The 26,298-nt window shown below is 46.2% G+C and carries 23 protein-coding genes and 2 tRNA genes; 13 read left to right on the forward strand and 12 right to left on the reverse strand.

The window, feature by feature from the left end:
• Positions 1–49: 49 nt before the first annotated feature.
• Complete coding sequence (locus tag QUB12_RS17680) at positions 50–1,387, reverse strand: hemolysin family protein (protein WP_333146644.1); 1,338 nt, start codon at positions 1,385–1,387, stop codon at positions 50–52.
• A 783-nt stretch (positions 1,388–2,170) separates the two neighbouring features.
• On the opposite strand from QUB12_RS17680, the gene mfd reads away from it, so the two are divergent.
• The 6 genes from mfd (at position 2,171) to QUB12_RS37605 (ending at position 9,292) form a co-directional block, all read left to right on the forward strand.
• Entirely contained in the window at positions 2,171–5,740 is a 3,570-nt protein-coding gene (gene mfd / locus QUB12_RS17685) for a transcription-repair coupling factor (protein ID WP_333307822.1), read from the forward strand.
• Positions 5,741–5,872: 132 nt separating this feature from the next.
• Entirely contained in the window at positions 5,873–6,526 is a 654-nt protein-coding gene (locus QUB12_RS17690) for an S-layer homology domain-containing protein (RefSeq protein WP_333288219.1), read from the forward strand.
• Positions 6,527–6,992: 466 nt separating this feature from the next.
• Positions 6,993–8,213, forward strand: a complete 1,221-nt coding sequence (locus tag QUB12_RS17695) for a GTPase domain-containing protein (protein WP_333307824.1) — start codon at positions 6,993–6,995, stop codon at positions 8,211–8,213.
• 131 nt (positions 8,214–8,344) lie between these two features.
• Positions 8,345–8,731 (forward strand): IS630 transposase-related protein, encoded by a 387-nt coding sequence (locus tag QUB12_RS17700; protein WP_333307826.1) that lies wholly within the window; start codon positions 8,345–8,347, stop codon positions 8,729–8,731.
• Positions 8,728–9,036, forward strand: a complete 309-nt coding sequence (locus QUB12_RS17705) for a transposase (protein ID WP_333145493.1) — start codon at positions 8,728–8,730, stop codon at positions 9,034–9,036. Before QUB12_RS17700 ends, QUB12_RS17705 begins: the two co-directional genes overlap by 4 nt.
• On the forward strand, positions 9,032–9,292 hold the full coding sequence (locus QUB12_RS37605) for a transposase (RefSeq protein WP_445252130.1): 261 nt from the start codon (positions 9,032–9,034) through the stop codon (positions 9,290–9,292). Before QUB12_RS17705 ends, QUB12_RS37605 begins: the two co-directional genes overlap by 5 nt.
• 42 nt (positions 9,293–9,334) lie before the next feature.
• Here QUB12_RS37605 and QUB12_RS17710 read toward each other — a convergent pair whose 3' ends face one another.
• The 3 genes from QUB12_RS17710 to QUB12_RS17720 all read right to left on the reverse strand — a co-directional run bounded on the left by QUB12_RS17710 (position 9,335) and on the right by QUB12_RS17720 (position 10,022).
• On the reverse strand, positions 9,335–9,745 hold the full coding sequence (locus tag QUB12_RS17710) for a hypothetical protein (RefSeq protein WP_333145488.1): 411 nt from the start codon (positions 9,743–9,745) through the stop codon (positions 9,335–9,337).
• Between the two features lie 97 nt (positions 9,746–9,842).
• Positions 9,843–9,920 (reverse strand) — tRNA-Glu (locus QUB12_RS17715).
• 29 nt (positions 9,921–9,949) lie between these two features.
• Positions 9,950–10,022, reverse strand: a tRNA-Asp gene (locus QUB12_RS17720).
• Positions 10,023–10,163: 141 nt separating this feature from the next.
• Between QUB12_RS17720 and QUB12_RS17725 the strand changes: the two genes are divergently transcribed.
• Both QUB12_RS17725 and QUB12_RS17730 read left to right on the forward strand, forming a co-directional pair.
• Entirely contained in the window at positions 10,164–10,364 is a 201-nt protein-coding gene (locus QUB12_RS17725; protein WP_333145486.1) for a glutathione S-transferase family protein, read from the forward strand.
• 12 nt (positions 10,365–10,376) lie between these two features.
• Positions 10,377–10,628 carry a hypothetical protein gene (locus tag QUB12_RS17730; protein WP_333145484.1) on the forward strand — a complete coding sequence of 84 codons (252 nt, stop codon included), beginning with the start codon at positions 10,377–10,379 and terminating at the stop codon, positions 10,626–10,628.
• Positions 10,629–10,751: 123 nt separating this feature from the next.
• Here QUB12_RS17730 and QUB12_RS17735 read toward each other — a convergent pair whose 3' ends face one another.
• The 3 genes from QUB12_RS17735 to QUB12_RS17745 all read right to left on the reverse strand — a co-directional run bounded on the left by QUB12_RS17735 (position 10,752) and on the right by QUB12_RS17745 (position 16,923).
• Positions 10,752–11,468, reverse strand: coding sequence for a heme oxygenase (biliverdin-producing) (locus QUB12_RS17735; RefSeq protein WP_333145482.1), 717 nt, complete (start codon positions 11,466–11,468; stop codon positions 10,752–10,754).
• Positions 11,469–12,200: 732 nt separating this feature from the next.
• Entirely contained in the window at positions 12,201–15,446 is a 3,246-nt protein-coding gene (gyrB, locus tag QUB12_RS17740; RefSeq protein ID WP_333307827.1) for a DNA topoisomerase (ATP-hydrolyzing) subunit B, read from the reverse strand.
• Between the two features lie 184 nt (positions 15,447–15,630).
• Positions 15,631–16,923 carry an ATP-binding protein gene (locus tag QUB12_RS17745; RefSeq protein ID WP_333307829.1) on the reverse strand — a complete coding sequence of 431 codons (1,293 nt, stop codon included), beginning with the start codon at positions 16,921–16,923 and terminating at the stop codon, positions 15,631–15,633.
• Positions 16,924–17,129: 206 nt separating this feature from the next.
• Here QUB12_RS17745 and miaA point away from each other — a divergent pair, with 206 nt between their 5' ends.
• Positions 17,130–18,020 carry a tRNA (adenosine(37)-N6)-dimethylallyltransferase MiaA gene (gene miaA, locus QUB12_RS17750; RefSeq protein ID WP_333307831.1) on the forward strand — a complete coding sequence of 297 codons (891 nt, stop codon included), beginning with the start codon at positions 17,130–17,132 and terminating at the stop codon, positions 18,018–18,020.
• Positions 18,021–18,130: 110 nt separating this feature from the next.
• On the opposite strand, the gene QUB12_RS17755 is transcribed toward miaA, so the two are convergent.
• Together QUB12_RS17755 and msrP are read right to left on the reverse strand one after the other, a co-directional pair.
• Complete coding sequence (locus tag QUB12_RS17755) at positions 18,131–18,796, reverse strand: Uma2 family endonuclease (protein WP_333307833.1); 666 nt, start codon at positions 18,794–18,796, stop codon at positions 18,131–18,133.
• Between the two features lie 268 nt (positions 18,797–19,064).
• Positions 19,065–20,048 carry a protein-methionine-sulfoxide reductase catalytic subunit MsrP gene (gene msrP / locus QUB12_RS17760; RefSeq protein WP_333307836.1) on the reverse strand — a complete coding sequence of 328 codons (984 nt, stop codon included), beginning with the start codon at positions 20,046–20,048 and terminating at the stop codon, positions 19,065–19,067.
• A gap of 512 nt (positions 20,049–20,560) precedes the next feature.
• Between msrP and QUB12_RS17765 the strand changes: the two genes are divergently transcribed.
• The 4 genes from QUB12_RS17765 to QUB12_RS17780 all read left to right on the forward strand — a co-directional run bounded on the left by QUB12_RS17765 (position 20,561) and on the right by QUB12_RS17780 (position 25,472).
• Positions 20,561–22,639: a serine/threonine-protein kinase gene (locus QUB12_RS17765; RefSeq protein ID WP_333307838.1), complete on the forward strand. Its 2,079-nt coding sequence runs from the start codon at positions 20,561–20,563 to the stop codon at positions 22,637–22,639.
• Between the two features lie 846 nt (positions 22,640–23,485).
• On the forward strand, positions 23,486–24,055 hold the full coding sequence (locus QUB12_RS17770; RefSeq protein WP_333145459.1) for a tetratricopeptide repeat protein: 570 nt from the start codon (positions 23,486–23,488) through the stop codon (positions 24,053–24,055).
• Between the two features lie 55 nt (positions 24,056–24,110).
• Positions 24,111–25,028, forward strand: a complete 918-nt coding sequence (locus QUB12_RS17775) for a hypothetical protein (protein ID WP_333307840.1) — start codon at positions 24,111–24,113, stop codon at positions 25,026–25,028.
• Between the two features lie 150 nt (positions 25,029–25,178).
• Entirely contained in the window at positions 25,179–25,472 is a 294-nt protein-coding gene (locus QUB12_RS17780; protein ID WP_333307842.1) for a DUF3288 family protein, read from the forward strand.
• An 86-nt stretch (positions 25,473–25,558) separates the two neighbouring features.
• Here the strand turns inward: QUB12_RS17780 and QUB12_RS17785 are convergent, their stop codons facing one another.
• The 3 genes from QUB12_RS17785 to QUB12_RS17795 form a co-directional block, all read right to left on the reverse strand.
• Positions 25,559–25,828 (reverse strand): DUF2442 domain-containing protein, encoded by a 270-nt coding sequence (locus QUB12_RS17785; RefSeq protein ID WP_333108088.1) that lies wholly within the window; start codon positions 25,826–25,828, stop codon positions 25,559–25,561.
• Positions 25,791–25,934 (reverse strand): DUF4160 domain-containing protein, encoded by a 144-nt coding sequence (locus QUB12_RS17790; protein ID WP_333307844.1) that lies wholly within the window; start codon positions 25,932–25,934, stop codon positions 25,791–25,793. Before QUB12_RS17790 ends, QUB12_RS17785 begins: the two co-directional genes overlap by 38 nt.
• Positions 25,935–26,053: 119 nt before the next feature.
• Positions 26,054–26,290 (reverse strand): DUF4160 domain-containing protein, encoded by a 237-nt coding sequence (locus QUB12_RS17795; RefSeq protein WP_333108090.1) that lies wholly within the window; start codon positions 26,288–26,290, stop codon positions 26,054–26,056.
• Positions 26,291–26,298 lie beyond the last annotated feature (8 nt).

Consider the following 26,298-nt stretch of genomic DNA (forward strand, 5'->3'; position numbering starts at 1 on the left):
GAACCCGCCCCTACGGGTATTATGTCGATGGATTAAAATTACATGGTTTTTAGTTTTGGGTTTTTGGCTGGCTGGGGGAGCGATCGCCCGCTGAGTCGATCGGCATTACCAAGACTTTATCAACTCGGTTCCCGTCCATATCGACTACTTCCACGCGCAAACCGTTCCACTCAAAATGCTCGGCTGCTGTGGGAATTTTGCCCAAATTTGTAATCACAAAACCGCCCATTGTGTGGTAACTTCCTTTGTGTTCTGCTGACAATTCTTCGATTCCAAATATCTCAAAAAAATCTTCGACTGCTAGCATTCCGTCTAACAGCCAAGAACCGTCTTCGCGCTGCACGGCTTCCGGCTCGTCAGCATCTTCAATCGAGGGAAAGTCGCCAACGAGTTCGACTAAAATGTCGTTGACTGTAACCAATCCTTGAATGACGCCGTATTCGTCTACTACCAAGGCAATTTGATTGCTAGATTGTTTGAAAAGTTCTAATACTTTTAAACCCCGCGTGCTTTCTGGTACAAATAACGGTCGTCGTAAAGAAGCGCTTAAATCTAGGGGTTGACCAGTTAAAGTCCGAGACAGCATATCAGTAACGTGTACTAAACCGACAACGTTGTCGAGCCCTCCCTGACACACGGGAAACCGAGAATGACCGCTGCCGAGCATTTTTTGGCGGTTTTCTTCCACTGAGTCGTCGAGGTCGAGCCAGGTAAGATCGGGACGCGGGGTCATTAAGGCGCTGACTCGCCGATCGCCCAAACGAAAGACTCTTTCTACCATGTCTTGTTCGGCTTCTTCAAAGGTTCCGGCTTCGGTTCCTTGCTCGATTAAAACTTTAATTTCCTCTTCTGTAACTTGCGGTTCTGTCGAGGGCGATATCCTCATCAGCCGCATCACTAAGTCAGTGGAATGACTTAACAAATAAACCGCAGGAGCGCCAATTTTTGAGAGCATTCGCATGGGAATTGCTACGCTTGAGGCGATCGGCTCCGGGTTGTTGAGCGCTAGCCGCTTCGGCACAAGTTCGCCGATAATTAAGGTCAGATAAGTGATGGTTAAAACTGCTACTACTGAGGCGATCGTCTGAGAATAGGGCGCGAGGGCAGGGATCAGGCGCAACAAAGGCTCTACTCTTCTAGAAATCGTCGTTTCTCCGAAAGCGCCCGACAGAATGGCCAGCATCGTAATCCCGATTTGAACTGTCGGCAAGAACTGATTGGGGGCATTAGCCAGATCCAAGGCTACGCGGGCATTGGCTGAACCTTGGTTGGCCATCTGTTGCAGTCTCACCTTCCGTACAGAGATGATGGCCATCTCTGACATCACAAACAAGCCATTGAGGAAAATTAGCAGGAGAACAATCAGAATATCGGTACTTGGGGACATTTCTAAAATTTTCGGTAGTAACGGCGAAGCGCTGTGCCCGGTTAGTCGATTTTAGATTTTAGATTTTAGATTTTAGATTGACGACGCCGCCAGTATCTGGGGGATTTCCCTAATGTCTAAAATTCTTCGATCTTCACAACTTGAGTACGTGGCAGGGTATCCGTCTTTGGGTGCAGTCACCAAAAAACTGGGTCTGAAGCCCCGTCCTTATAGGACGGCTTTACATTGAATTAAATCCCCTTTCGGGGTCGGAGAGGGAATTTTATGCAACCTCTCCGATTTTTGGGGAATGGTTGCCCCAAACTCCCATTTCTGGGGTAAAGTTAGCTTCGACAAAGTTATAAAGGCTTGCGCCGGCTAGCAGCACTGTCGAGCGTGACCTTAAGACTGTTTAACCACTAGCGACAGAGCAAGGGACTAGCTTCGCATCAAGCGGGTGTCGTGACCTAAATAACGTAGCTATTTAAAGCTTAGTCTGGTCAGAATGGCCTGTTAGATTTCTCTTTCAAGCCTCACGCCTTTAGGCTGAGGTTTCTGACAGGAGAGGTCTGGAAGCTGCAAATCTCGATCGCAAAATCGAAATTTTTTCTAAACCTGTCACTAGATTAACGGAACTGGCTCGATCGCGATCGCAGGATCGACATATTAAAGCAGAAATCTATCTCCAGTTAAGTTCCAAGGCGTCAACAGCAGAGCGGCACAATCATGAATGTTTGTCGTACAATCTCCTTAACAGGCCAAGGGAAAGAGCCTTCGCCGATCAGGGATTAAAATTAAAAGCGCATGACTTTCTCTTCAATAATTCGTACCCTGGGGCGATCGCCCCTAGCCACAGAACTCCTCAACAAGCTCAAGCGCCATCGCTGCTTGCAACTCAACGGCATCGCCCGGTTGCCCAAAGGTTTAGTAGCTTCCGCCCTCGCACAACAAGAAGGGCGGAGTTTACTGGTAGTGACGGCCACTCTAGAAGAAGCGGGCCGCTGGGTGGCAGGGCTGGAGGCTATGGGCTGGCAGACTGTGCATTTTTACCCAACTTCGGAGGCTTCGCCCTACGAGCTATCTTACTCCGACGAGAACGAAATGACTTGGGGACAAATGCAGGTGCTGGCGGATTTGGTCGAGAAACGAGAAACAAACGCTAATTCTAAGCCGATCGCGATTGTAGCTACCGAAAGAGCTCTCCAGTCTCACTTGCCGCCACCTGCTGCTTTTGAACCCTACTGTCTGACGCTGAAGCGAGGTGCGGTTCAAGACTCGAAGATACTTGACCGCCAACTGGTGTCGATGGGGTACGATCGAGTGACTCTGGTAGAAATGGAGGGCCAGTGGAGTCGCCGGGGCGATATTGTCGATGTATTTCCGGTGGCGGCTGAGTTTCCAGTGCGGCTGGAATGGTTTGGGGATGATTTGGAGCAAATTCGGGAGTTTGACCCGTCTTCGCAGCGATCGCTCGATAAGGTCGATCGGTTGGTGTTAACTCCTACTAATTTTAACACAATTATTAAAGCAGTTTTATCTGAAAAAAAGGTTGACGAAATCAACCACATAGGCTCTGTTGACACAGAAAATGAACCCGAAAATGAAGCGGAAAAATTTGTCCGCAGGTTGTTGGGTTTAGCGTTCGAGCAACCTGCATCTTTGTTGGATTATTTGCCAGAAAATACTTTAGTTGTTGTTGACGAACCCCAAGGGTGCGAAGCTCACAGCGACCGCTGGTATGAGAATGCACAGGAACAGTGGAATAATTGCAATCGGGAATCTGTTGTTGCTGGTGAGGCCACAGAAAAATTGCCAATTGCTAATTTGAAAGTTCCGAAAATTCACCGCACTTTTGCTGAATCTATGGCAGATGTCGCAGCTTTCGAGAGGCTAGAACTTTCTGAATTGGCCGAAGATTCTACAGCTAAAAAACTTCAAAGCTCTGCGGAGGGCGACCAGCTACCGTCTGCGATTAATTTGGCTTCTAGACCTGTGCCGGTGATGCCTCACCAATTTGCTAAGTTGTCTCAAATGCTCAGGGAAGAGCGCGATCGGGGTTTTACCATTTTTCTAGTTTCTGCTCAACCGAGTCGTTCTGTTTCTTTGCTGTCGGAACACGACTGTCCGGCTCAGTTTGTGGTGAATCCGCGCGATTATTTGGCGATCGACAAGTTGCAATTGCAGCACGTTCCGGTTGCTTTGAAGTACAGCGGGCTGGCAGAATTGGAAGGTTTTATTCTGCCGACTTTTCGGATTGTTTTAATTACCGATCGGGAATTTTACGGTCAGCATTCTCTCGCTACTTTTAGCTACGTCCGCAAGCGCCGTCGCGCTGCTTCTAAGCAAGTAGACCCGAATAAATTAAGCCCTGGTGATTATGTAGTTCACCGCCAGCACGGAGTGGGCAAATTTATCAAGTTGGAACGTTTGACGATCGATCGGGAAACTCGCGAATATTTATTGATTCAATACGCTGACGGTACTCTGAGGGTGGCGGCAGATCAATTAGGCGCTTTGTCCAGGTTTCGGACTGTAGGCGATAAAGTACCGGATCTAAACAAGCTGACAGGTCAAACTTGGGAAAAAACTAAAACTAAGGTTCGCAAAGCTGTTAAGAAATTGGCAGTGGATTTGCTGAATCTTTATGCTAAAAGAGCTAAACAAACAGGTTACGCTTTTCCTCCTGATATGCCTTGGCAACAAGAATTGGAGGATTCTTTTCCTTACCAGCCAACCCCGGATCAGTTGAAGGCAACTCAGGATGTCAAACGCGATATGGAGGGCGATCGACCGATGGATCGCTTGGTCTGCGGCGATGTCGGTTTTGGCAAGACAGAAGTTGCTCTGAGAGCGATTTTTAAGGCGGTTACGGCGGGCAAGCAGGTGGCTTTGCTCGCGCCGACGACGATTTTGACCCAACAGCACTATCACACGCTCTCGGAGCGTTTTTCCCCTTATCCGATCGAAGTTGGTTTGCTCAATCGCTTTCGCACTGAAACCGAGCGCCGGGAGATTCACAAGCGTTTGGCGACTGGGGAATTAGATGTGATTGTCGGTACTCAAGCTGTTTTGAGCAAAGCGATTAAATTTCGGGATTTGGGCTTGTTGGTGGTGGATGAAGAACAGCGGTTTGGGGTTAAGCAAAAGGAAGCAATTAAATCTCTCAAAACAGAGGTAGATGTTCTGACTTTGACAGCAACGCCGATTCCCCGGACTTTGTATATGTCGCTGTCGGGGATTCGCGAGATGAGTTTGATTTCGACTCCGCCTCCCTCCAGGCGCCCGATTCAGACGCATTTGGCTCCCTATAACCCGGAAGTGGTGCGATCGGCAATTCGTCAAGAATTGGATAGGGGCGGTCAGGTTTTTTACGTGGTGCCGCGGATTGAGGGGATTGATGAGTTGGCCGTTCAGTTGCAGGAGATGGTACCGTCTGCCAGAATTGCGATCGCCCACGGTCAAATGGAGGCGTCGGAACTAGAATCAATCATGCTGACTTTCAGTGCGGCGGAGTTTGATATTTTGGTGTGCACGACGATTATTGAGTCGGGTTTGGATATTCCGCGAGTCAATACCATTTTAATTGAAGACGCGCAGAAGTTTGGTTTGGGTCAGCTTTACCAGTTGCGGGGACGGGTGGGACGCGCGGGGATTCAAGCTCATGCTTGGCTGTTTTACCCCAAACAGAACCAACTGTCTGATGCTGCAAGGCAGAGGCTGCGGGCAATTCAAGAGTTCGCGCAGTTGGGTTCGGGCTATCAGTTGGCTGTCCGAGATATGGAAATTCGCGGTTCGGGTGATGTTTTGGGTACTGAACAATCTGGTCAAATGGAGGCGATCGGTTTTGATTTGTATGCTGAAATGTTAGAGGAGGCTATTCGGGAAATTAAGGGTCAGGAAATTCCGAAAGTGGAGGACGCGCAAATTGACCTCACTTTGACGGCGTTTATTCCTGCTGATTACATCGCAGATTTGGATCAAAAGATGAGCGCTTATCGGTCTGTGGCTTCTGCTAATAACTCAGAAGAGTTACAGCAGATTCAGGCTGATTGGTGCGATCGTTATGGGCCAATTCCTCTGCCAGCCCAGCAACTTATCCGTGTGGTCGAACTCAAACAAATTGCTAAAAAAATCGGTTTTTCTCGGATTAAGCCGGAGAATAAGCAGAACATAGTTTTGGAAACCGCTATGGAAGAGCCTGCTTGGAATTTACTCAAGGCTAATTTGCCGGAACATTTGCGCTCTCGTTTTGTCTACAGCAAGGGGAAGGTTACTATTCGGGGTATGGCGGTTTTGACGGCCCAAAAGCAATTGGATAATTTGATTGATTGGTTGGGTAAAATGCAGGGCGCTTTGCCAGAAGCAAATGTTTGATTTTAATATATAATCCCCAAATCTAGCGCACCGCCGAAACCATAGAATAATACTGATGGAACCAGAAAAAATATTACTGCTGTTTTCATGATGGTTTTAGCGACAGAAAGGATTAAAATCGTGAAAAAGTTAGTGAGTATTTTTTTGGCGATCGCGCTAATGCAAGGAGTCCCAATGGCGGTTCAATCTCAACAAATAATTGACCCGATCGATCGGGTTGTGAGTGCTGGATTGATGAATAAAGATGCCAGTGGCAATTTTAATGCTGATGGCCTTGTCAGTCGCGCCGATTTGGCGGTGATTTTAGTGAAAACTTTTGGTTTGGAACGCCGGAAAACCGCTCAGAAACCGGATAGGGAATTGCCGGACGTACCGAAGAGTTACTGGGCTTACAGTGCGATTCAAACTGCTTTGAAAACGGGAACGATGAGTGGATATCGCGACGGAATGTTTTTCCCAAATCAAAGGGTGACTCGCGCTGAAGCTTTGGCGATTTTTGCTCAGGCTTACGGGGTTTTTCAGTTTCCCGATCCCAGCATTTCCGAAATTTTAGCTAAGTATCCAGATGCAGGCGAAATTCCTAATTGGGCTAGAAAGTCTTTGGCTACTGCACTTTATGAAGGGTTTGTCAATGTTGATATCGCAACTAATAAGATTAATCCTTTGAAGCCGATGACTCGTGGGGATATCGCTTACGCTTTGAGCAAGTATTTGGAGCGGCAGGTAAGACCCAGTTCTTTGCCTGTCCCGGACGAGGAGCCTCCTGATCGCGGCGTGGGAAGGTGAATTATTTTGAATTTTGGATTTTAAATTTTGGATTTTGGATTTAAAAATTATAGCCGTAGGGTGCGTCGCCATCAGCCATCTACTGAGAAACCTAAAAAATCTGATAGCGACGCACCCTACTGTCAACTTGAACCTTCGACCTTGAGATTAAGAGTCACCTGCTCTAACCAACTGAGCTATACTCCCGCATCTAGGCTCATAACATAGCTGATTGATTTTGTCAATACTTTTTCAAATTTAGTGCGATCGCCCTGACTCACCCCAAAAGTCTCTCAACGGAAACGCGAATGTCGGGAAATGCCAGCGGTATCACCCTTCCGGCGTCGATCATGAGCTCTGTCTCAAGCAATCACAACCATTTGAAGGCTGAGAGAAAAATACTTATTCAGAAAAATCGGATGCGGGAGTGTAGGGAAAACTGATACATTGATAGACGTAACTTTAAATAAAAAAGCGGTGGCTGGATATGGTTTTAAGCTTTGGTCATAGATTTCCAACAGCTATCAAGCAGATTAAAAGATGTAACGTTTTGGTGATTGGCAGTACCGGGGCTGGGAAGAGTACACTAATTAGTTCAATGTTGAATTTTCCCATTAGCGACTCTGTTACAAACAGCATTTCAAACCCACCATATCAAAAGCCAGGACTACCAATAGCAATCTATGATACACCGGGACTTGAAAATAATAAAAAACAGCAGGATAGGGTCAAGGATCAAATTGCTAAGTTCATCAAGCAACAGAAATACAAAGAACCAGAAGACCAAATCCATGCAATTTGGTACTGTGTAAACTCTCAAGTTACAAGAGAAACACTAATCGATCGGCGTTGGATTTCGTCAATTGCGAAAGAACTTCCAGTTATTGCTGTAATTACTCGCGCTTCAGGAGTGGAAAAAAGCTGGTTAGAACCTTTTCTCAGGGGCATTTCGGAAATTAAGAAAGTGATCCCAGTCATGGCAGTGCGAGAAAAAACACCTCATTACGACATTAAACCTTACGGTTTAGACTCTTTACTATTTGGCACTGAACATTTACTAGAAGAGATTGCTAAAAAAGCAATTTTGAATGCGATGAAATCCAAGGCAGATAAATCTTTTGGTTTGTGTATAGATGGATGCGCTAAGGTACTTACCGCTCGATTGTTGCCAGTTCCAATGATGCAAACACCGCTAGTAGCTACTCTACAATCTTGGATGCTTGCAGATATTTCCAAAACCTTTGGTTACAATTTTGATGGGAAACTTCTTTCAGAATTGTGTGCAGTAATTGGTACAACAGGTATTGAGGTTGAACTGGCTCAAATTCTCAACAACTTGCCAGGAGTTAATTATGACAATATCCAAACTGTTCATGACGTTTTATCTCAATTTGGTGTTATGCTTAACGGAATGACAGATGCACTACCCTTCAAAGATCAACTAATCGATTTGTTACCAGGGTTGGACAACTTCAATCCAGTAAGTGGATTCCCCATTTTCAGATGTATTGCTGCTGTTACTACTGCTCTCTGCACAGGTTTTCTAGCTCTTGCCTATATCGAGGCGATGAAAATATATAAGCAAGCTGAGTATGAAGGAGAACCACTGCCAGACATCAAAGAAACCTTGAAATATCTGGTGCAACAGTGGATGGAAGCTATCAAAATTGGGTTTGGGATAGGCTCAATTCCCGCTTTTGCAAACTAAGCCATCGTCATCACGAGGCAATTACCTCAACAACTAAAGCGATAACAACTAAAGCGATCGCCCTGGAAAGGTTAATACAGCACTTCCGGGTGTTATGAGGTACAATAAGAATAGATTAAAAAAATACACCAATGAAAGCATATTCAGTAGATTTGCGGACAAAAATAGTAGCAGCCCATCAAGATCAGAAGCTGTCGATCAGAAAAACAGCAGCGATATTTTCCGTCAGTAAAAGTTTAGTTCAAAAACTGGTCAAGCAACAAAAAATAGAGGGTAATTTACAGCCGAAACCCAGGGGAAAACCGAGATATAGTCATTTGAATAATTCCACAGCTTCTTTGAGAGAAATAGTGGCAGCACATCCCGATGCAACCTTACTAGAATTGTGTGAGTTATTTGCTCAGAAGACGGGAAATTGGGTGGGTAGAACAGCCATGTGTAACGCCTTACACAAGTTGGGATTAAATCGTAAAAAAAAACAGTTAGGAGTAGCCAAGCAGGCACTGAAAGAGTCATGAAATTAAGGTTAGAGTATTGGGAAAAAGTCAAGCATATCGACCCAAAAAATCTAGTCTTTTTAGATGAAACTGGAGTATTGCTAGGTTTAACCAGAACTCATGCGCGTTCCCAACGAGGGACGAGAGCCTATGCGGTCAAACCTTTTTATCGAGGTAAGAAAGTCACAGTAATTGGTGCAATTAGTCTCACGCAAGTAGTAGCATTAATGACCCTAGACAACTCGATGGATAGCCAAGCATTTGAGGTGTTTATCGACAAATGCTTAGTGCCACAATTGTGGTCGGGAGCAGTAGACGTGAATTGATAACTTACCAGCGCATAAAGTAGATTCAATTAAGCCCATGATTGAAGCGGTGGGTGCTTCTATCTTGTGTTTGTCCCCATACTCTCCTGATTTTAATCCAATTGAATTATGGTGGTCGCAACTCAAATCTTTGTTGCGACAGTTTTCGCCAACCACCACTCAAATGGTTGATACGATAATTGCTGTGGCTCTTGACTTAATTAATCCGAAACATCTCAAAAACTGGTTTACTAATTGCTGCTACTGTACCTCATAACATCCGGAAGTGCTGTAATATAGGCGATCGCTATTTTTTGTTTTAGAAAGGGGGTAATAAAATTTTTTCTGAGCTGCATTGTAAACCACTCATTAAGGAATAGCTGATTTCACCTAAATTATCCTTCCGCCATATACAAATGGGAGTCCAAATCACTGTTGCGTAGTTATTAAACTGATCTCGAAAGTCTTTGGGTGAGACTCCAATCTCTCTAGCTGCTTTGACGATCATTCTGCCAAGCGAAAAAGCAATTTTGCGACTAGCCTCATCTTCGTCCTCTTCATCAGACTCCATAAATGCCTCCATATAAGAATCGAAAATGATCGAGAGTTCATTTTTAATGTTGGGGTCAAACAGAAAGAAATCTGCGGTATGCCAATAAGTCTCTTCACCTTGTACTCTTTTATAGCGTTCGAGATTTTCATGAGTTGGTTCAAGAACAAAATTATTCATTGCCTGCAATACACAAACTCTTATTTAACACTTAGAAGTTTAACTTAACTATCTCAGAATTGCCAATCTAAAAATACTTCTGATCGGCCACCTAACCTGGGATTCCCGACGAGGTTTGAACTCGCAATCTTCTGCTTGAGGGGCAGACGGCTTAAACCAATTTGCCTATGGGACTTTAAAACTCGTAACTCCCGGAAACGGAGACGAGGTTGACGGGTTTCGATCCCGCTACCTTCGCTGTGACAGAGCGACGCTCTCCCAATTGAGCTACAGCCTCACAAATTGCTGTTTGGACGGGGTGGCGCTTGACTTCGCGTACTACAACCCAAGGGGGCGATCGCACTTGCAGTCAAGCCTGTCCAAAAGTATGTGACATGACTAATTACCTATTCGGTAAACCCCTGATCAATCAAGATGTTTGGGAGCTAAACTGGTAGTGTCGCGGGTGGTGAATCCGATGCTGAAGTTGTACTACACTCCAATTTCTCTGAACGATCGCCGCCTGTGGGTGGCGCTGGAAAAGCAGATTGCTTTTGAGCCGATCGCCCTTAACCTAGATGGCGACCAATTTGGGCCGGAATTCTCCGCAATCAACCCTTTCCATCGCATTCCTGTATGAATAGATGAAGATTTGACTTTGGTTGAGTCGCTGGCAATTCTGGTTAATCTGGAGGCGAAATACCCCACACCTGCACTGCTACCAACTGAGGCGAAAGCGTTGGGAATTGTGCGGATGGTGGAAATGGTGGCGTTGATTGAACTGTTGCCGGCGATGTTTCCCTTAACAGGTCAAATTCTGGGTGTAGCCGGAGATACAGCGGAAAAATTTGAGGAGTTACTGGCGGATGATTCCCTTCGGGATAGCTCCGCTCGCGCGGACTGATTTTGCAGAGGAACACAATTCAAAATCCCGGAGAGTTGGTGACTGTAAAAGCAGCCATCAAACCCCCAGGATTTAAGTTTTTCCTCTTAAACGAGGCTCAAATTATCTGCTGTGAGCTTTAACTCAATCAGCAGTAGCCAATTCGGTACTAGCACCACCGCGCTTCCGTGTCAGGGTATTGAAAAGCATCTGACCGACAGCTTTAATCAAATTGCCTTCTAACTCCATAAACATCTTCATGTTCATGCCAAAAGCTGCATTAGCTTCGTCAACAATTCGCTCTGCTGTTGCTTCGTCAATCGGCAGTTCATTCATTGCCTGACGGTAGTTACCCTTGAATTCTTTTTCATCAGGAATATCCTGGAATTCATAGAAAGCAGTGCCTTCTCCCTCGGAAAGATTCATCCCGCGCTGGGCAATTCCCTTCAGGATTTGTCCGCCCGATAAATCGCCAAGGTAGCGAGTGTAAGAGTGAGCTACTAACAGTTCCGGTGCGGTCGCCGAAATCTCGCGAATTCGCTCCACATAAGCTTTAGCTGCGGCTGAGGGGGCTACTTGTTCGCGCCAATTCGCACCGTAGTAGTAAAATAAATCTTGCTCTAAGCTGTGTTTGCGATTCAACTCAGAAAAGTAAATTTTTGAAACAACCGGATGCTGCTTTTGGCGTTCCATTTCCTCTTCCATTGCCGAGTAGACAAAGTAGAGGTTTCCTACTAACTTCCGGTAAGAAGTTTTTTCTACAACGCCTTTTAAAAAACACTTGACAAAACCGACGTTTTCTGCCATTGTGTGGGACTTTTTCGTTCCCTCACGCAATTTGGTCGCTAAATTGATGCTCATAAAAAAATTCGGTAAGTGGGAAACTCAGCGTCTTTAGACCTGAGATGGAAACGGCTCGGCGGTTGAAACCGCCGTGAATCTTTGCATTACACGAGGATTGCTAGATGGGAGTGTAATGAATGTAATGTAATTTCGATGGGACACTTCAGCTAGGGGAGCGTGCATCGAAATTACCCTCTCAAATTTGGCAACCCGCGATCGCATAATGTTTGCTCTTTCGAGCCTCCCTTTCGGGGTGATGTTAGCTTGCGCCTTAGTTAACGGCCGGTACTATATCTAGGACACTGATTTAACCCAATAAGTCTGTTTAATCCTAAATTTCGCTTGGCAAGGAACTAGCTTCGCATTCCCTGGTAGGTCTTTAACTCTTACCGTTAACGTAGTACCAAGGTACTGAGTCTGGTCAACTGCGGTTTAAGTCTTAGGCTAGAAGCCCAATCTCTTTAGACCTGGGTCGTTGACGCTATACTGTCCAACCTTCTATTTTTGTGAGGGTCGATCAAGTCGCCAAAAATCTAAAATTTACCTAAGTGTTTACCTTAGATCGATTTGATGAGAGATTGTATTAATTTTTATAACAAAAGTTGGCAGTAGTCAGTCGTCAGTAGTCAGTTGGCAGTTGGCAGTAGTCAGTAGTCATCAGTCATCAGTCATCAGCCACTAACTAATGACTAATGACTAATGACTCATCCTCGCCAGCAAACAACTGTCAACTGTCAACTGTCAACTAACTTAGATGTCCAAGTCGAGGAGGTTGAGTTTGGGGCCGTAGGTTTCGATGAATTCGCGGCGGGGGGCGACACGATCGCCCATTAAGATCGTAAAGATGCGATCGGCCTCAGCAGCGTCTTCAATTTCCACCCGTTTCAGCGTCCGAGTTTCTGGGTTCATCGTTGTATCCCACAACTGTGTCGGCATCATTTCCCCCAAACCTTTGAACCGCTGAATGGTGTAATTAGCATTCGCCGGAAATTCATTGCGGATGAGATTGTTCATTTCGCGATCGCTGTAACAGTAGTAATGATTGCGTCCCCGTTCCACTTTATAGAGAGGAGGACAAGCAATATAGATGTAACCTTGTTCTACAAGCGCACGCTGATAGCGGTAGAAGAAAGTCAGCAACAGCGTGCGGATGTGAGCACCATCTACGTCAGCGTCAGTCATAATTACGATGTGGTGATACCGCAATTGACCCGGATCGAATTCTTCGCCTTTGATGCCCAAACCCAGGGCTGTAATTAACGATTGAATTTCGTTATTTTTGTAGATTTTGGCGTCGTCGGTTTTCTCAATGTTGAGAATTTTACCGCGCAAAGGCAGGATTGCTTGGAATTGGCGATCGCGCCCTTGTTTTGCACTGTTATGGACAAAAATTCCCGCCCCTAATGCAAAGTTGTGACTGTTGGGCACTTCGATGTCGTAAACATCGTAGCGTTCCTCTACAGCTTCGATCTTGACAACGCGGTGGTTGTAATTCCGAACCGCTTGGCGAGCATATAGTGCATCACCATTAAAGTAGCGATCGCAAAAACTCTCATACTTCAACAAACACTTATCTTTTTTCGTGCGGCGGTAGATATTGTAATAATCAACATCAATCCAGCCCATTTTCATCTCAACAGCCTTCAAAGCTTCAAGAGTTTTGCGGTAATAAGTTTCGTTCAAAGCTTCTTTACGTTTCTGGCGAAACTCCGGCGTCCACTGTTCCTTAGTTTTTTCGCGCCGCCACTCCAACAAATTCTCATCTTGCCACTGTTCTTGAGCAAGTTGAGAATGAGTCTCCCGTGCTTCAGGATTGTTAGCAAAATGATTGCGAACCCGTTCCGACTGAGCCAAACGGTTTTCTTCGGAACTCCAATACTCTTGCTGGGCTTGGTTCAGCAGTTCATTATTCTGCTGGCGATAAGTTTCATCAGTATCGTAAAACTCCCGCCACTTGCTCATCATGTAAGCTTTATACTCTTCATCTTCCCACTGAGCTTTCGCCTGTTCCGAAAGAATTTGTCGCGTTTCCGGCTGCCGCATCCGCTCTTTCATCATCGCCCGAAATTCATCGGTCATGTGAGCTTGACGGCTCTTTTCAATGACATCGGGCCTGTGCAAGGTTTTCTCAAGGTTCGCGCGGTGTAAAGCCAAGTGATCCTCAGCCGACATTCGCTGAATATTTGTCGGATTGTTGTTGAGTTTATTGAAATCAACGTGATGGCGGTGATTGCCCTCAGATGCTTGATAGACACCGTGTTTTAGGTTGTAAAAATCCGCTAAAAGATGGGTGTAAATCCACTTATCACTGTTGGGATTCCAAACCATTTCGTAACCGTTAAGTCCCTGACCCTGTTTGTTTTTTTCCGACAACTTGCTGTGGAACGGCATTAATGAATCTTCCGGTGTCAGCATGGCGGCTGCTTTGTAAGTGCCATCCCGCAACATGAATGGATGGTCGGGAGTGCAAGTTATTGTCTCCCCATTGTCTAATGTCAGTTTGACAACTTCAGCATTTGCTTTAGTCATCCGAGCATTAGTTATTCGCTCAAACCCGATGTTTCCACTCTCGCGAATGGTGTAGCAAAAGTGTTCTTTACCTTCTGCTTGTTCGTCAACTATCTGTTTGATAGTTTTTGTGGTGCCGTCAGCTAATTTTATTTCCTGAAATGAAAAAAAACAGCCCCCCGCGGAATCCCCCTCGACCAGGTATATCTCAGACAGGGCGGGGTCTCTGGAGCTACAGTCCGCTAATTTTCCAGGCAAAGGAGACGATTCTAAGACTGATTTTCGGCGCACTAAATCGCGGGCACGACGGGCGGCTTCAGCGGCCTTAAATGCCTGAATTGCTTTTTCCAAAATAGCGTCGGCTACTTGGGGGCGAAACTCCAAATATTCTGTCAATACTTCGCCTACCAAGGAATCCACAATTCCCCGGACTTCGGTATTGCCCAGTTTAGTTTTAGTTTGGCCTTCAAATTCCGGGTCTGGGACTTTCACAGAAATGACGGCTGTCAAACCTTCGCGAACGTTTTCGCCGGCGAGGTTGGGCTCGTTTTCTTTGATTTTGTTGCGCTTGCGGGCGATCGAATTCATCGTCCGCGTCAAAACTGCCTTCAAACCTTCTAAGTGCGTGCCACCGTCGATCGTCCGAATGTTGTTAGCAAAACCTAGAACGTTGTCGCTAAAAGCATCGACGCACCACTGCAAAGCCACTTCTATCTGCACGTTGTTGCGTTCGCCTTGCACGTAGATCACTTCTTCGTGCAGAGGCTGCTTTTCGCGGTTCATGTAGGCGATATATTCCTTGATTCCGCCCTCGTAACAGTATGTTTCGATGCGAGGTTCGCTACTTTTGAGCAGTTCCAAACGGTGGTCGCTAAACGTAATTCTCACGCCCGCATTCAAGTAACCCAATTCTCGCAAGCGCCCCGCGAGTGTAGTGTAATCAAATTCAATGCCAGTGCTAAATATTTGAGTATCAGGCAAGAAAGAAACTGAAGTGCCGGTGCGAGTGCCTTTGTTGGGCTTGGCAGTAAGTTCAGTAACTGGATTGCCTCTTTCGTAGCGCTGTAAATGTTCTTTTTGGTCGCGCCAAACGGTCACTTCTACCCACTCGGACAGCGCGTTAACAACAGAAATACCTACACCGTGCAATCCTCCAGAAACCTTGTAACCACCACCGCCAAATTTACCGCCGGCGTGGAGTACAGTCATTACTGTTTCTATTCCCGATTTGCCAGTCTTGGCAACGATGCCGGTGGGAATACCCCGGCCGTCGTCGGTCACGGTAACGGAACCGTCGGCGTTGATGTCAATCTCGATGTGAGTGCAGTGGCCAGCCAGCGCCTCATCTATGGAATTGTCCACAACCTCGTAAACTAGATGGTGGAGTCCTCGCGGGCCGGTGGTACCGATGTACATCCCCGGTCGTTTGCGGACTGCTTCGAGACCTTCGAGAACTTGAATCTGGTCGGCGCTGTAGCTGCTGGTCATACAAAAATAGCTCCAATAATGAGGCCTAAAGCCCCGAAAGCTTCAAAAATGGGAAAACTCCTAAAATTATAGCACAAAACCGTTAAAGGCGATGCTAGGGCTTTCTGAAGGGAAATTTATCGGGGGGACGTACCCGGCATAGTAGTTTTACTTGGGGAGCTATTGACATTTGGTGGCGGGGCTGTTAGCCGGAAGGTTGAGAAGTGCGATCGCCCGGTTGTCGGCGCTTGCCAATAATTGTTTTGTACCTCTTCTGGTGTCTCCGAACTGCTAGCGCTTGGCGTGCGGCCGCCACTGCGTCGCGGGCCTCGATCGCCTGTTGCGCGATTGCCCCAGCTACTTCGGGGCGGGCGTTCAGATACTCCCTCAACCCGTTTTCCACCAAAGATTTAACGATTTCTTTTACCTCCGGATTGCCTAACCGACCTTTTAACGGGCCTTCAAAAACGGGATTCGGTACTTTAACGGCAATGATGCCAGTGAAGCCGCACTCTAAAACCTGATCCCAATCTAAAATTCGGTCTGTGTCTTTGAGCTTGCCCAGTTGGCGGCCGATCGCACTTACCACCCGCCTCACTGCCAATTGAAAGGTGTTAATGTAAGTGCCACCATCGATATTCCGAACGCAGTTAGTAAAACCAAACAGTCGGCTGTAGGAATTATCTTGATTTAGAAGGTGCCACTGACAGGCTATTTCTACTTGTACGCCGTCCCGATCGCCCTGAATGTAAATAATATCTTCGTCCAGCGGTTCGACATCAGAGTTCAGGTAGGCGACATATTCCCGGATGCCGCCGGGGAAGCAGTAAGTTTCGATGCAGGGAGAACTGCTCCCTAGCATTTCCAAGCGGTTGTCAGTCAAAATAATTTTCAAACCGGGATTGAGATAAGCAAGCTGCCGCAGATGAAGGGCAAGAGTGGCGCGATCGAACTCAATGCCATTCTTAAAAATCTCCACATCTGGTTTGAAACAAATCGACGTACCCATGCGGTTTTCGGGACTCAGTTTAGCTGTCAGCGGCGTAACAGCGACGCCTTTGTCAAAACGCTGGCTGTAAATTTGCCCCTCGCGCCAAACAGTTACCTGCAACCATTGAGACAAAGCATTGACAATTGCTACCCCAACTCCGTGGAGACCTCCTGAAACCTTGTAGCCGTCGTGGCTGTCGCGCCGGCCGGCAAAGTGGATAACTGTGAAAACTGTTTCCAAGAATGATTTGCCAGTTTTGGAATGAATCTCAGTGGGAATTCCCCGGCCGTTATCTGTCACGGTAACAGAACCGTCAGCGTTGAGGTCAACTTCGATGCGAGTGCAGTAACCGGCCAGCGCTTCGTCGATCGAATTGTCCGCAACCTCGTAAACTAGATGGTGCAGTCCTCGCGGGCCGATCGAACCGATGTACATTCCCGGTCGTTTCCGAACTGCTTCGTGGTCTTCGAGAACTTGAATTTGGTCGGCGCTGTAGCTGCCAGTCATACAACAATACCTCCAATAATGAGGTCTAAAGCCCCAAAAGCTTTTAAAATGATAAAACTTCTAAAGTTATAACACAAAACGGTTAATGGCGATGCTAGGGCATTCTGAAGGGAAATTTATTGAGGGGATGGATGGCTTGGATCGGGGAGGAGTGTTTGTTGTCAGCTAGAGGAGTTTGGGTGCGATCGCCCGCAAGGAAGTAAGCTATGTCTAAATTAATTACGATTTGTGGGGCGACGGCGACGGGGAAGTCGGGAGTGGCATTGGCTTTGGCGGGGCGACTGCAATCTTCGATCCTGAGTGCGGACTCTCGTCAAGTGTACCGCGAATTTGACATCGGAACGGCAAAACCGACGGCGGTCGATCGCACTTGTGTACCGCATCACTTAATTGACATCTGCGATCCGACCGAAACTCTGACATTAGCTGATTACCAACAGCAAGCTCAAAATTTAATAGCTGCTGTTGATTCTCCTCTGTTGTTGGTGGGAGGGACGGGCTTATATATTAAATCGATCGTGCGCGGTTTAAAAATTCCGAGGGTAGGGCCGATGCCCGAATTGCGATCGCAACTAGCAGAACTCGGACAATCTCAATGTTACGCGATGTTGCAGCAGGTCGATCGCTCTGCCGCTGAGAAAATTCACCTCAATGACCCAGTAAGAACTTTAAGAGCACTGGAAGTATTTTATGCGACCGGTCGCCCTATTTCCGAACAGCAGGGCGAAAATCCTCCCAATTATCCTATTTTACAAATTGGGTTGGATTGCGCGATCGATGTTTTGGTCGATCGTATCAAACAGCGCACCGAACAAATGCTAGAACGCGGTTGGATCGCGGAAGTAGAATATTTGTGTAAAAAATACGGCTGCGACTTGCCACTGTTGAACACGCTGGGCTATCAGGAAATGAAACAATATTTGGCTGGCGACATTAAGCTGGAAGAAGCCAAAGAATTAACCATTTTGCACACGCGGCAATTTGCGAAGAGACAGGGGACGTGGTTTCGGGCCTATCCTGAAATTGAATGGTTTGATGTTAGCGCACCAGATTTGCTAGAAAGAGTTTGGCAGAGAGTGCAGCAATTTCTTAAATGATTTTAGAGCAAAATTAAAGCTTTTTTAAACTGCAGATGAAGGCTGATTAACGCTGATGTAAGTTAAATTAATTTGCTAGTTCTTCAACTAAACTAAGTCTGATTTTTGCGTTAACTTTGACTCTGTAAAATCTCTCTAATTCTTTGCCGAAACAAACGAACCGCCGCACGCTGTCCGATGGTTCTGCTTTGTTCGATGAAACTGGGGATTTCGGCAACGGGTAAAAACGGAAAAGCTAAACTGATCTCGCACATTTCATATTTTCCCTCTACAAGTTGATAAACTTGCAGAGATTCCCGGCGATACCTCCACAGTTCGGGAACACCAAGAGCCGCATATATGGAATCTTTATTAACTGAAGAATTCGTGTAATCCGACTCTATTGCTAAATCAGGCGGCAAATCCTCTGGGAGGTTGATATCTCTTTTACCTCTGACGCTGGCTTCATTTTGAATGTAGAAACAAGTATCAGGTTCGACAGCACGAGTTAAATCTTCCCGTTCCAGAGTCAGAGAACCAGCTTTCATCACTTCGATTTCTAGCTCGTCTGCTGTAGCTTCAATAAAGCTTTCTATCAGTCCTTTCGGAACTTCATGTTCGAGATGTGGCATCCTGATTTCTAATACTCCTCCATCGTAAGCAATTCTCCAAGCTCTATCGTCCCCAACATCTGCCAGCAATGCCTTAAAAGTTGACCAACTGACACCTTTTAAAACAACTCGGTTTTCTGCTGGGGTAACTTGCTGATCGACGGGAGTTGATGTTGTTGTTACCATTTAACAATTCCTTGGTAGCTTCATCAATTTTTATTGTAGTCGATAGACTGCAAATTCAAGGTAAAATTTACAAACATAGTGCAGGTATCGGGTACGGACACGGCACTCCCGTGTCCTGTATTTCATTTTTTATAATCGAAAAAAAAAGATTTTTTTTTTATTAACCGCAGAGAACGCAGAGGGCGCAGAGAAAGAGAAAAGAGAGACATTAATAATGTGAGGAACAGGCTTTTCGGCTTGTTCCTCACATTACATCTCGCGTACTTAATTAACTGTACAAACTAGCTACATATTCGCCGTAACCGTTATAGGGCAAAGTTGGGCGACTTTCCCACGACCAACTGTTACCGGGGCCGACTATCCGTTCGCTGGCCTGCGACCATCTGGGGTGCGGCTTGTCGGGTTCGACATTTGCTTCAAAAGCGTATTCGTTGGGGCCGATTGTATTCCAAAAAGTGGCGGGCTGTTGTTCGACAAATTCAATTTTTACAATTGATTTTGCGCCCTTAAAACCGTATTTCCAAGGAATCACTTGCCGCAGCGGCGCACCATTTTGTTTTGGTAGCTGCCGGCCATACAAGCCTGTGGCGAAAAATGCTAAATCGTTGGCCATTTCTTCAATTCGCAGACCTTCGGTATAAGGCCAAGGATAAAATTGCGACATCAAACCGGGGCCGGGAGTAATTTTGGAGTCGTAAAATGAGGTGAAGCGAACGAATTTAGCCTTCGATTGCGGTTCGACATCAGCCATCAGTAATTTCATGGGAAATCCGACCCAAGGAACTACCATCGCCCAGGCTTCTACGCAGCGAAATCGATAAACTCGTTCTTCGATAGGAAATTTTTTGTAGAGGTCGTCAATATCATAAGTGCGGGGATTTTTTACTAAACCGCCTACTTCTACTTTCCAGTTTTCTGTTGGCAAAGCTTGAGCGGCTTGCCAAATAGATTTTGTGCCGCCGTATTCGTAAAAATTGTTGTATTTTGTAGCTAAGGCTTGGTCGGTAATCGCTCGATCGACTTTCGCAAAGTCGGGATTCCGGCTCAATTCCGAATATGCTTGGGTTGAGCTTTGATCCAGAGCAGTTTTTGAGCTAGGATTGCTTTGGCAGCCGGTCAGCGGCAGCAGCGAAGCTGTCACGCCGGCGCCAATTAAATTTGTCATGAACCGGCGGCGGTTGAGAAAGGCTGTTTCTGGGGTAATTTGGGGTTCGAGAATTTCCCAAGGTTTGGGAACGCGAATTAACGGCATAAGTAATAGTTAAAAGTTAGTAGTTAGTTGGGCAAAATGTGCCTAAGTTTTAATCGGTTAGTCGATTTTACCTGGGAAATTTGAACTTTTAGATTCACTCCCTAGAACAAAGAATCGCCGAGATTTGGCAAGCTCTCGCGATTGATTTGGTGCGATCGCAATGCAAGTATTCGCAATGACAGTATAGCTTAATTCGGTAACAAGTGAGATATTGCACCATTCTAAAGAACAGGCTTTCCGGCCTGTTCCACAAAGAATGATTTTCTTGTGGGGAGTAGGGGTTGGGCAGGAGATCCCGCCCGTATGCTCGACCTATTAAACCTCGCTCGCAGGAAAGTCAGCAATTATTTACGCGCGATCGACCGCAGCAATTGTGGCGAAAATCTGGGAAACAATTATGATCAAGCAAAGATTCCAATTATTTAATTTGTCCACAGGAAGCGGCACGCACCGCCCCGCTTTCCTCCCCCACCAGCAAGAATGTCGGACGGGGGTCTCCAGCGGAAAGAGAAATGAGTTACTGCATCAATCCCCATTGCCAGAATCCCCAAAATCTCGATCGTGCGACAGTCTGCAAAAGTTGCGAGTCGAACTTGCTGCTAAAAGGCCGCTACCGAGTCTTTCACACCCTCGGTCAAAGTCTCACTTGCCGCACCTTCTTAGCCGTCGATGAAGACCAACCTTCGCAGCCCCGTTGCGTCATTCAACAGTTCTGCGCGCCCGCAGGCACAGCGGACGGTCAAAACCCCCTAAACCGGACATTTCGCGGCTCAGCCTCTGTTCTCGACGAGTTGGGGAAACATCCGCAAATACCGAAACTGCTGGCATCTTTTGAACTCGAAGGCTGCCAGTATTTAGTGCAAGAATACATCGAAGGCCGCAATTTAGCCGATCGGCTTTCAGAAAAAGGTGTTGTTAAAGAAATTCAAATTTGGTATCTGCTGAGCGAATTGTTGCCAGTCCTGCAATTTGTTCACGAAAATCAACTGATTCACGGAGATATCAAACCGTCGAATATTATTCACCGGAAAACTCCCCAAGCATCCCCAGCTTTGGCAGGGAAAGAGGATCTACATTCCGTGTCTCAGGAAAGTGCCTCTGGGCTAGTTTTAGTCGATTTCGGCGCGGCAATTCCGGCAAACAGCGGGCCGCTCAAAACCGAAACGGTGACAGGTTCTGCGGAATACGCGGCCCCGGAACAAATTAAAGGCAAAGCGATTAAGAGCAGCGATATCTACAGTTTGGGCGTCACTTGCATTCACTTGTTAACGGGAATGTCGCCCTTTGATTTGTTTGACATCAAAGCCGAAAGTTGGACTTGGAGACATTATTTGAAAGTACCAGTTTCGGCGCGACTCGGCCGCATTCTGGATAAAATGGTGCAGCGAGAACCATCAAAACGCTATCGATCGACCGAGGCAATTCTCACAGACATGAAATACGGCCCGGCACCGGTAGACGTGATTCTCAGCAAACCCAAGTGGACTTTGGCCATGTGGGGAGCAACTACGGTTGCCCTGCTTTCCGTAGTGCTGGGTGTTCGCTTGCCCTCTCCTGCACCGCAGGCTTTCACTTCTGGTGAGCCAGCTTCTAGCATTCCCGAAATTCGGTTCAATCCGCCCCCGATGCAGAATTTCAGGGGTGAGGCATCGCCGTCAGGGCCTGCTGTACGGACTCTGGCGGATCAACACAAAAACCCGGTTTGGGCGGTAGCAGTTGCTCCCCAGGGCCGCGTGATCGTCAGCGGGAATAACGACGGCACAATTCACCTGCTGCACAAGCGTCACGGCAAGCTGCTAAAGGTTTTAGCAGGGCATTTGGGGCCGGTGTGGTCGGTGGCAGTCAGTCCCGACGGCAGGACGATCGCCAGCGGTGGCGTTGACGGTACGATTAAATTGTGGAATTTCTATTCTGGCAGGTTAATTCAGACTTTGGACGGACACCAAAACGGCGTGTTCTCGGTGGTTTTCAGTCCCGATAGCCAGGCCGTGGCCAGTGTCGGTAAGGACAAAACTTTGAAGTTGTGGCAAGTCGAAGGCGGGGCCGAGTTGGAAACTCTCAACGGGGTTTTTGACGAGGTGCAGTCGGTGGCTTTCAGTCCCGATCGAGAAACTTTGGCGATCGGCAGCAGCGACGGTAAAATCAACCTGTGGAACTGGCAGACTGGGGAATTTAAAGAAACTCTTTGGGGTCATTCCGAGGCGGTTTGGTCTCTGGCCATCAGCCCGGACGGTCAAACTCTCGCCAGCGGCAGTTGGGACAAGACGGTGAAGCTGTGGGATATCAGCCCCAATAATCACTCCGGGCAGCCCAACGGTTCTCTGCTACGGACTTTAATCGGCCATTCCGACAAGGTTAAGTCCTTGGCTTTCAGTCCCGACGGAGACAAGCTTGCCAGCGCCGATTTGAGCGGCACTATTAAGCTGTGGCGGATGAGTCCTGGCGAGCGGTGGCAGATGAGTCCCGCCGACACGGTGGGCACGCTGAAGGGTCATTCTACCTGGGTGGATTTGGCTTTTAATCCTCAAGACAAAACTCTGATCAGTGGCAGTTTTGACGACACGATTAAGGTGTGGCGACTGTCTCCTTAATTTTTTCGATCGCCCGTTCGATCAATTTTTGAACAGTTAGGGCGATCGAACATTTAGCTAATTTATCAGGAAATTGGGTTTAAAACCCCGTCCTTCTAGGGCGGCTTTAATTTCTTAAATCCCTTCCTAAAAATCAGGAATTGCTGCTATTTGTAGTATACTAAAATAGTCAAGGTTAAACTCGCAATACCCTCGTGAAACAGTTAAGACACACTTTTAGGTATAAACCGGGGGACGCAGAGCGGCGAAAACTCTTAAAACAGCTAAAGGATCAACGCATCCTTAAACCAGTAAAAACAAAAAACCAGTAAAAACAAACAATTTCTTGATTTGTTAAGTAGGGTAGGGCATACCCAAACTCGCTTGCTTGTATCCTAGTACGCTTTTGGAGATAGACCCTCTGGGGTAACAGTGAATTAGACTCGTCAATTTGTACTATTGTACTGTTGAAAGGTTTAAGGACTGCCGCAAGGACATGGTGCTTAAAGGTCAGTCGATGAATTAAGAATCCCCACGCCTTTAGGCTGGGGAGTGTCAACTTGCTTTAATCGGGGTTCCCTGAAACCTCTATTCTACGGTTTGTAATCAAAAACTGTCCGAACAGTTGCAGGACTTACGCACAGCCTCAATATATAGTGTTTTGTAGGCAAACCCCCCGTGGTTGCCCGATATAGTGTTTTGTAGGGGCAAACCCCCCGTGGTTGCCCCCATACCTGGAATGATTGCGTAAGTCCTATGTTGGTACAAAAACAAATTTAAAATCTCAAATAGTCAGAATATCCCTAGAAAAGGCGGTTGCTAACTAACACTTGTGGTAAAGTAGTTTCGGCTGTTAAAATAAAATCTATGACCGCAAATTCGGAGTTAGCACAGCAGTATTTGTCAGCGGGTGATAGCCTTCAGAAATCAGGAAAGCTTGAGGAGGCGATCGCTCAATATCAAAAATTACTAGCCATTCAACCGGATAGTCCGATCGCACTCAACAAGATAGCAGAAATTTATTATACGCAACAGAAATATGTAGAGGCGATCGCCTCCTGTTACCAAGCACTTCGCCAGCAACCCAATTTCGCCGCCGCCTACAAAACTATAGGGAATATCCTGCAAGCCCAAGGCAAAATAGACGCGGCGATTCGCGCCTACTCCAAGGCGATAGAATTCGACCCTAAATTTGTCGAAGCATATGTTAATTTGGGCAGTATGTTTTACAAACAAGGTCAGCTCGATGACGCCATAACTTATTATCAAAAATCTATTGCTCTTCAACCAGATTTAGCCGTCGCTTATTGGAATTTAGGCAAAAGTTTGGAAGAGCAAGGTCGAATCAATGAAGGTTTATTTTATCAAAAAAAAGCTCTAAATTTACAGCCGGAGTTAGAAGCAAGAAGCAATTCAGTAAAAAATAACACTTACTGAAGAGGAATGTTATAGTCGGAATAATTCAATCATTCACGATGCAAGCTGGATCGACATGGAAATTAACCCGAATCCGCTGGAATTGCTAACGGCTAAAGTACGAGAAACTGTTGCCGATACCCAAAACTTAGCCAACGAAATCGCTGCTAAAGTTGAGGAAAGTGCAACTGTATTAACGGCGTGGGTACAATCAGCGCCAAGTTCAATGGTTAGTGCCGGGGCGATCACCACTCAAGAAGCTTTTAAAATAGCACATAACATCCGTTTTGAGAACCTGCCAAGAAATCTGCAATCCAAATTTGCTAGGGCTGGGGTGCGTGACGGAATGCGAGATATTCAAGAAGCAGCAAAAGTATTTGAATCCATACCCGCCCAAATTCGTGCCCAAGGCCCAGAAGCAATTCGCAACTTCTGTCAAGATAAAGATTGGAGTCACATCCAAGCGCACGTCAATGGAGGCGGAAGCGAAGCTACTAACGGGATTTTTGAATATTTTTGGGTGAATCGTGCTCGCGGTGGTGTAGACATGACTGCCGCAGAATTAGCAGTCGCTAAGCAAGTTTTAGCGGATGCAGCGTTTAAAGCAGCAGTTGCGGAAATCGTTGGGGCTGCAATGAAAGGGGCGATCGCCGCTGCAGTAATTGAGTTAATATTTTCTATCTTAGAAAACTCGCTATTGTGCGTGGAAGGCAAAATTACCCAGTCAGAGTTAGTCGAACAAGTCGCCACCGCCACCGCCAAAGCTGGCATTGCTGGCGGTGTTATTACTGGCATTCTGTTAACACTGTGCATGATATTTCCCCCCATTGCCGCGCTTTTAGGTGCCGCAGCGATGCCCTTGGCGGTTGCAGGTATTGGTTTTATGGGAATTCGCGCCTGGGAAATTTTTTGTCACGGCGATCGACTATTTGGTATTACTGAACAAACACAAAAATTTCTGGGGATGACTGAACAGTTGACAGTTGACAGTTGACAGTTGACTGTTGACTGTTATGAAACCCGAATCAAACCGTTTATGAAGCGCGGATTTAAGACTCTATTCATGATAGTTATTTATGTCCGCGCTTTTGGGTAGCAGTTGCTTGTAGCAACATTTTCAGATGATTGAAAAATATAAAAGAGTATGGATTCAGTAGAAAAAACTCAAGATCAGCAGCATCCGCAATACAAGCGCGATCGAGCCAGTGTCAATACTTTATTAGCAGGAGAAGCAACCGAATACAATTTATCGGAATTAGCAAGATTAATAATTCGCTACCGAGGCTTTCCCGGCGCTAGAGATATCCAATCAGACTTAAAAAAAGTCCTGCAAAAATGGAATCATACCGAAGAAAGTCTTTACGAAAAAACCCGTAAAATTCACGCTACAGGTGAGGTTTACAGGCGACAAAAAAGCGATCAAGAAGATTGGCTTTAATCTCAAATCTACCTTAAATCCCTCCTTTATCTCTTACGTGAGAAAGGCTATATTACGAAAGCTTAGAAGTGAACTAGCGATGGAAATTAATGAGTAATTTTAGGCCTCGGAGCCGGTGCACCTCGCAGCATTCCTTCTGTACTGAGGTCTTCATCAATTTCTTCCCAGTGAATGCCATAGCCTCCTCCACATACTTCCCATTTTTCCCTTTGATCGGGCGTTGCATGAAACAATCTTGGATACCAAATTAAAGGCACGGTAATGATTCGTCCATCCATCAAATCAACACTAATGGTTTCTTCTGTAAAATGAATGTGCTTAACTCTCTCGTCCGCTCGAATCGCCAAAATACCCATACCAAGCCTGCAATAGCGTTTGTTTATTTTCTTGTACTACCGACTGTATTTTATGAAGTTCTTTAGCACTAAAACCAAGGTTGTTTCCTAAACTGACCGAAAGCATCCAGGATACCCGCCACGTGATTCATCCATCCAGAAATAAAAAACGTGTATCCGATGAAACTTGCCGAACGTATTTATCCGTGGGGTCAAGGCTTCAATCTAAAATCTAAAATCTAAAATCTAAAATCGATTGACTGGCTCCAACCAAAATTTAACCGATGATTTGTCTCTGTCAATATGAACATGAGGTGGTTCATTTGGTTCATGGCTGTAAAAGTAAAGTCGGTAAAAACTGAGATACTGAGATATTGCACCATTCTCAATTAGCTTTTTAGGAACAGGCAAGATGCCTGTTCCACAAGAAAATTTATCTTTTGTGGAACAGGCATCTTGCCTGTTCCTGACAATTGTTGGCATAATTCCAG

The organism is Microcoleus sp. B7-D4 (genome assembly GCF_036705125.1).
In the GTDB taxonomy this organism is placed as follows: Bacteria; Cyanobacteriota; Cyanobacteriia; order Cyanobacteriales; family Microcoleaceae; genus Microcoleus.

Excerpts from the sequence above, each read along its gene's own strand:
- QUB12_RS17680 (WP_333146644.1), bottom strand. The coding sequence starts at position 1,387 with ATGTCCCCAAGTACCGATATTCTGATTGTTCTCCTGCTAATTTTCCTC.
- mfd (WP_333307822.1), top strand. The coding sequence starts at position 2,171 with ATGACTTTCTCTTCAATAATTCGTACCCTGGGGCGATCGCCCCTAGCC.
- QUB12_RS17695 (WP_333307824.1), top strand. The coding sequence starts at position 6,993 with ATGGTTTTAAGCTTTGGTCATAGATTTCCAACAGCTATCAAGCAGATT.
- QUB12_RS17700 (WP_333307826.1), top strand. The coding sequence starts at position 8,345 with ATGAAAGCATATTCAGTAGATTTGCGGACAAAAATAGTAGCAGCCCAT.
- QUB12_RS17705 (WP_333145493.1), top strand. The coding sequence starts at position 8,728 with ATGAAATTAAGGTTAGAGTATTGGGAAAAAGTCAAGCATATCGACCCA.
- QUB12_RS17710 (WP_333145488.1), bottom strand. The coding sequence starts at position 9,745 with ATGAATAATTTTGTTCTTGAACCAACTCATGAAAATCTCGAACGCTAT.
- QUB12_RS17735 (WP_333145482.1), bottom strand. The coding sequence starts at position 11,468 with ATGAGCATCAATTTAGCGACCAAATTGCGTGAGGGAACGAAAAAGTCC.
- gyrB (WP_333307827.1), bottom strand. The coding sequence starts at position 15,446 with ATGACCAGCAGCTACAGCGCCGACCAGATTCAAGTTCTCGAAGGTCTC.
- QUB12_RS17745 (WP_333307829.1), bottom strand. The coding sequence starts at position 16,923 with ATGACTGGCAGCTACAGCGCCGACCAAATTCAAGTTCTCGAAGACCAC.
- miaA (WP_333307831.1), top strand. The coding sequence starts at position 17,130 with ATGTCTAAATTAATTACGATTTGTGGGGCGACGGCGACGGGGAAGTCG.
- QUB12_RS17755 (WP_333307833.1), bottom strand. The coding sequence starts at position 18,796 with ATGGTAACAACAACATCAACTCCCGTCGATCAGCAAGTTACCCCAGCA.
- msrP (WP_333307836.1), bottom strand. The coding sequence starts at position 20,048 with ATGCCGTTAATTCGCGTTCCCAAACCTTGGGAAATTCTCGAACCCCAA.
- QUB12_RS17765 (WP_333307838.1), top strand. The coding sequence starts at position 20,561 with ATGAGTTACTGCATCAATCCCCATTGCCAGAATCCCCAAAATCTCGAT.
- QUB12_RS17770 (WP_333145459.1), top strand. The coding sequence starts at position 23,486 with ATGACCGCAAATTCGGAGTTAGCACAGCAGTATTTGTCAGCGGGTGAT.
- QUB12_RS17775 (WP_333307840.1), top strand. The coding sequence starts at position 24,111 with ATGGAAATTAACCCGAATCCGCTGGAATTGCTAACGGCTAAAGTACGA.
- QUB12_RS17780 (WP_333307842.1), top strand. The coding sequence starts at position 25,179 with ATGGATTCAGTAGAAAAAACTCAAGATCAGCAGCATCCGCAATACAAG.
- QUB12_RS17785 (WP_333108088.1), bottom strand. The coding sequence starts at position 25,828 with ATGGGTATTTTGGCGATTCGAGCGGACGAGAGAGTTAAGCACATTCAT.
- QUB12_RS17790 (WP_333307844.1), bottom strand. The coding sequence starts at position 25,934 with ATGCTTTCGGTCAGTTTAGGAAACAACCTTGGTTTTAGTGCTAAAGAA.
- QUB12_RS17795 (WP_333108090.1), bottom strand. The coding sequence starts at position 26,290 with ATGCCAACAATTGTCAGGAACAGGCAAGATGCCTGTTCCACAAAAGAT.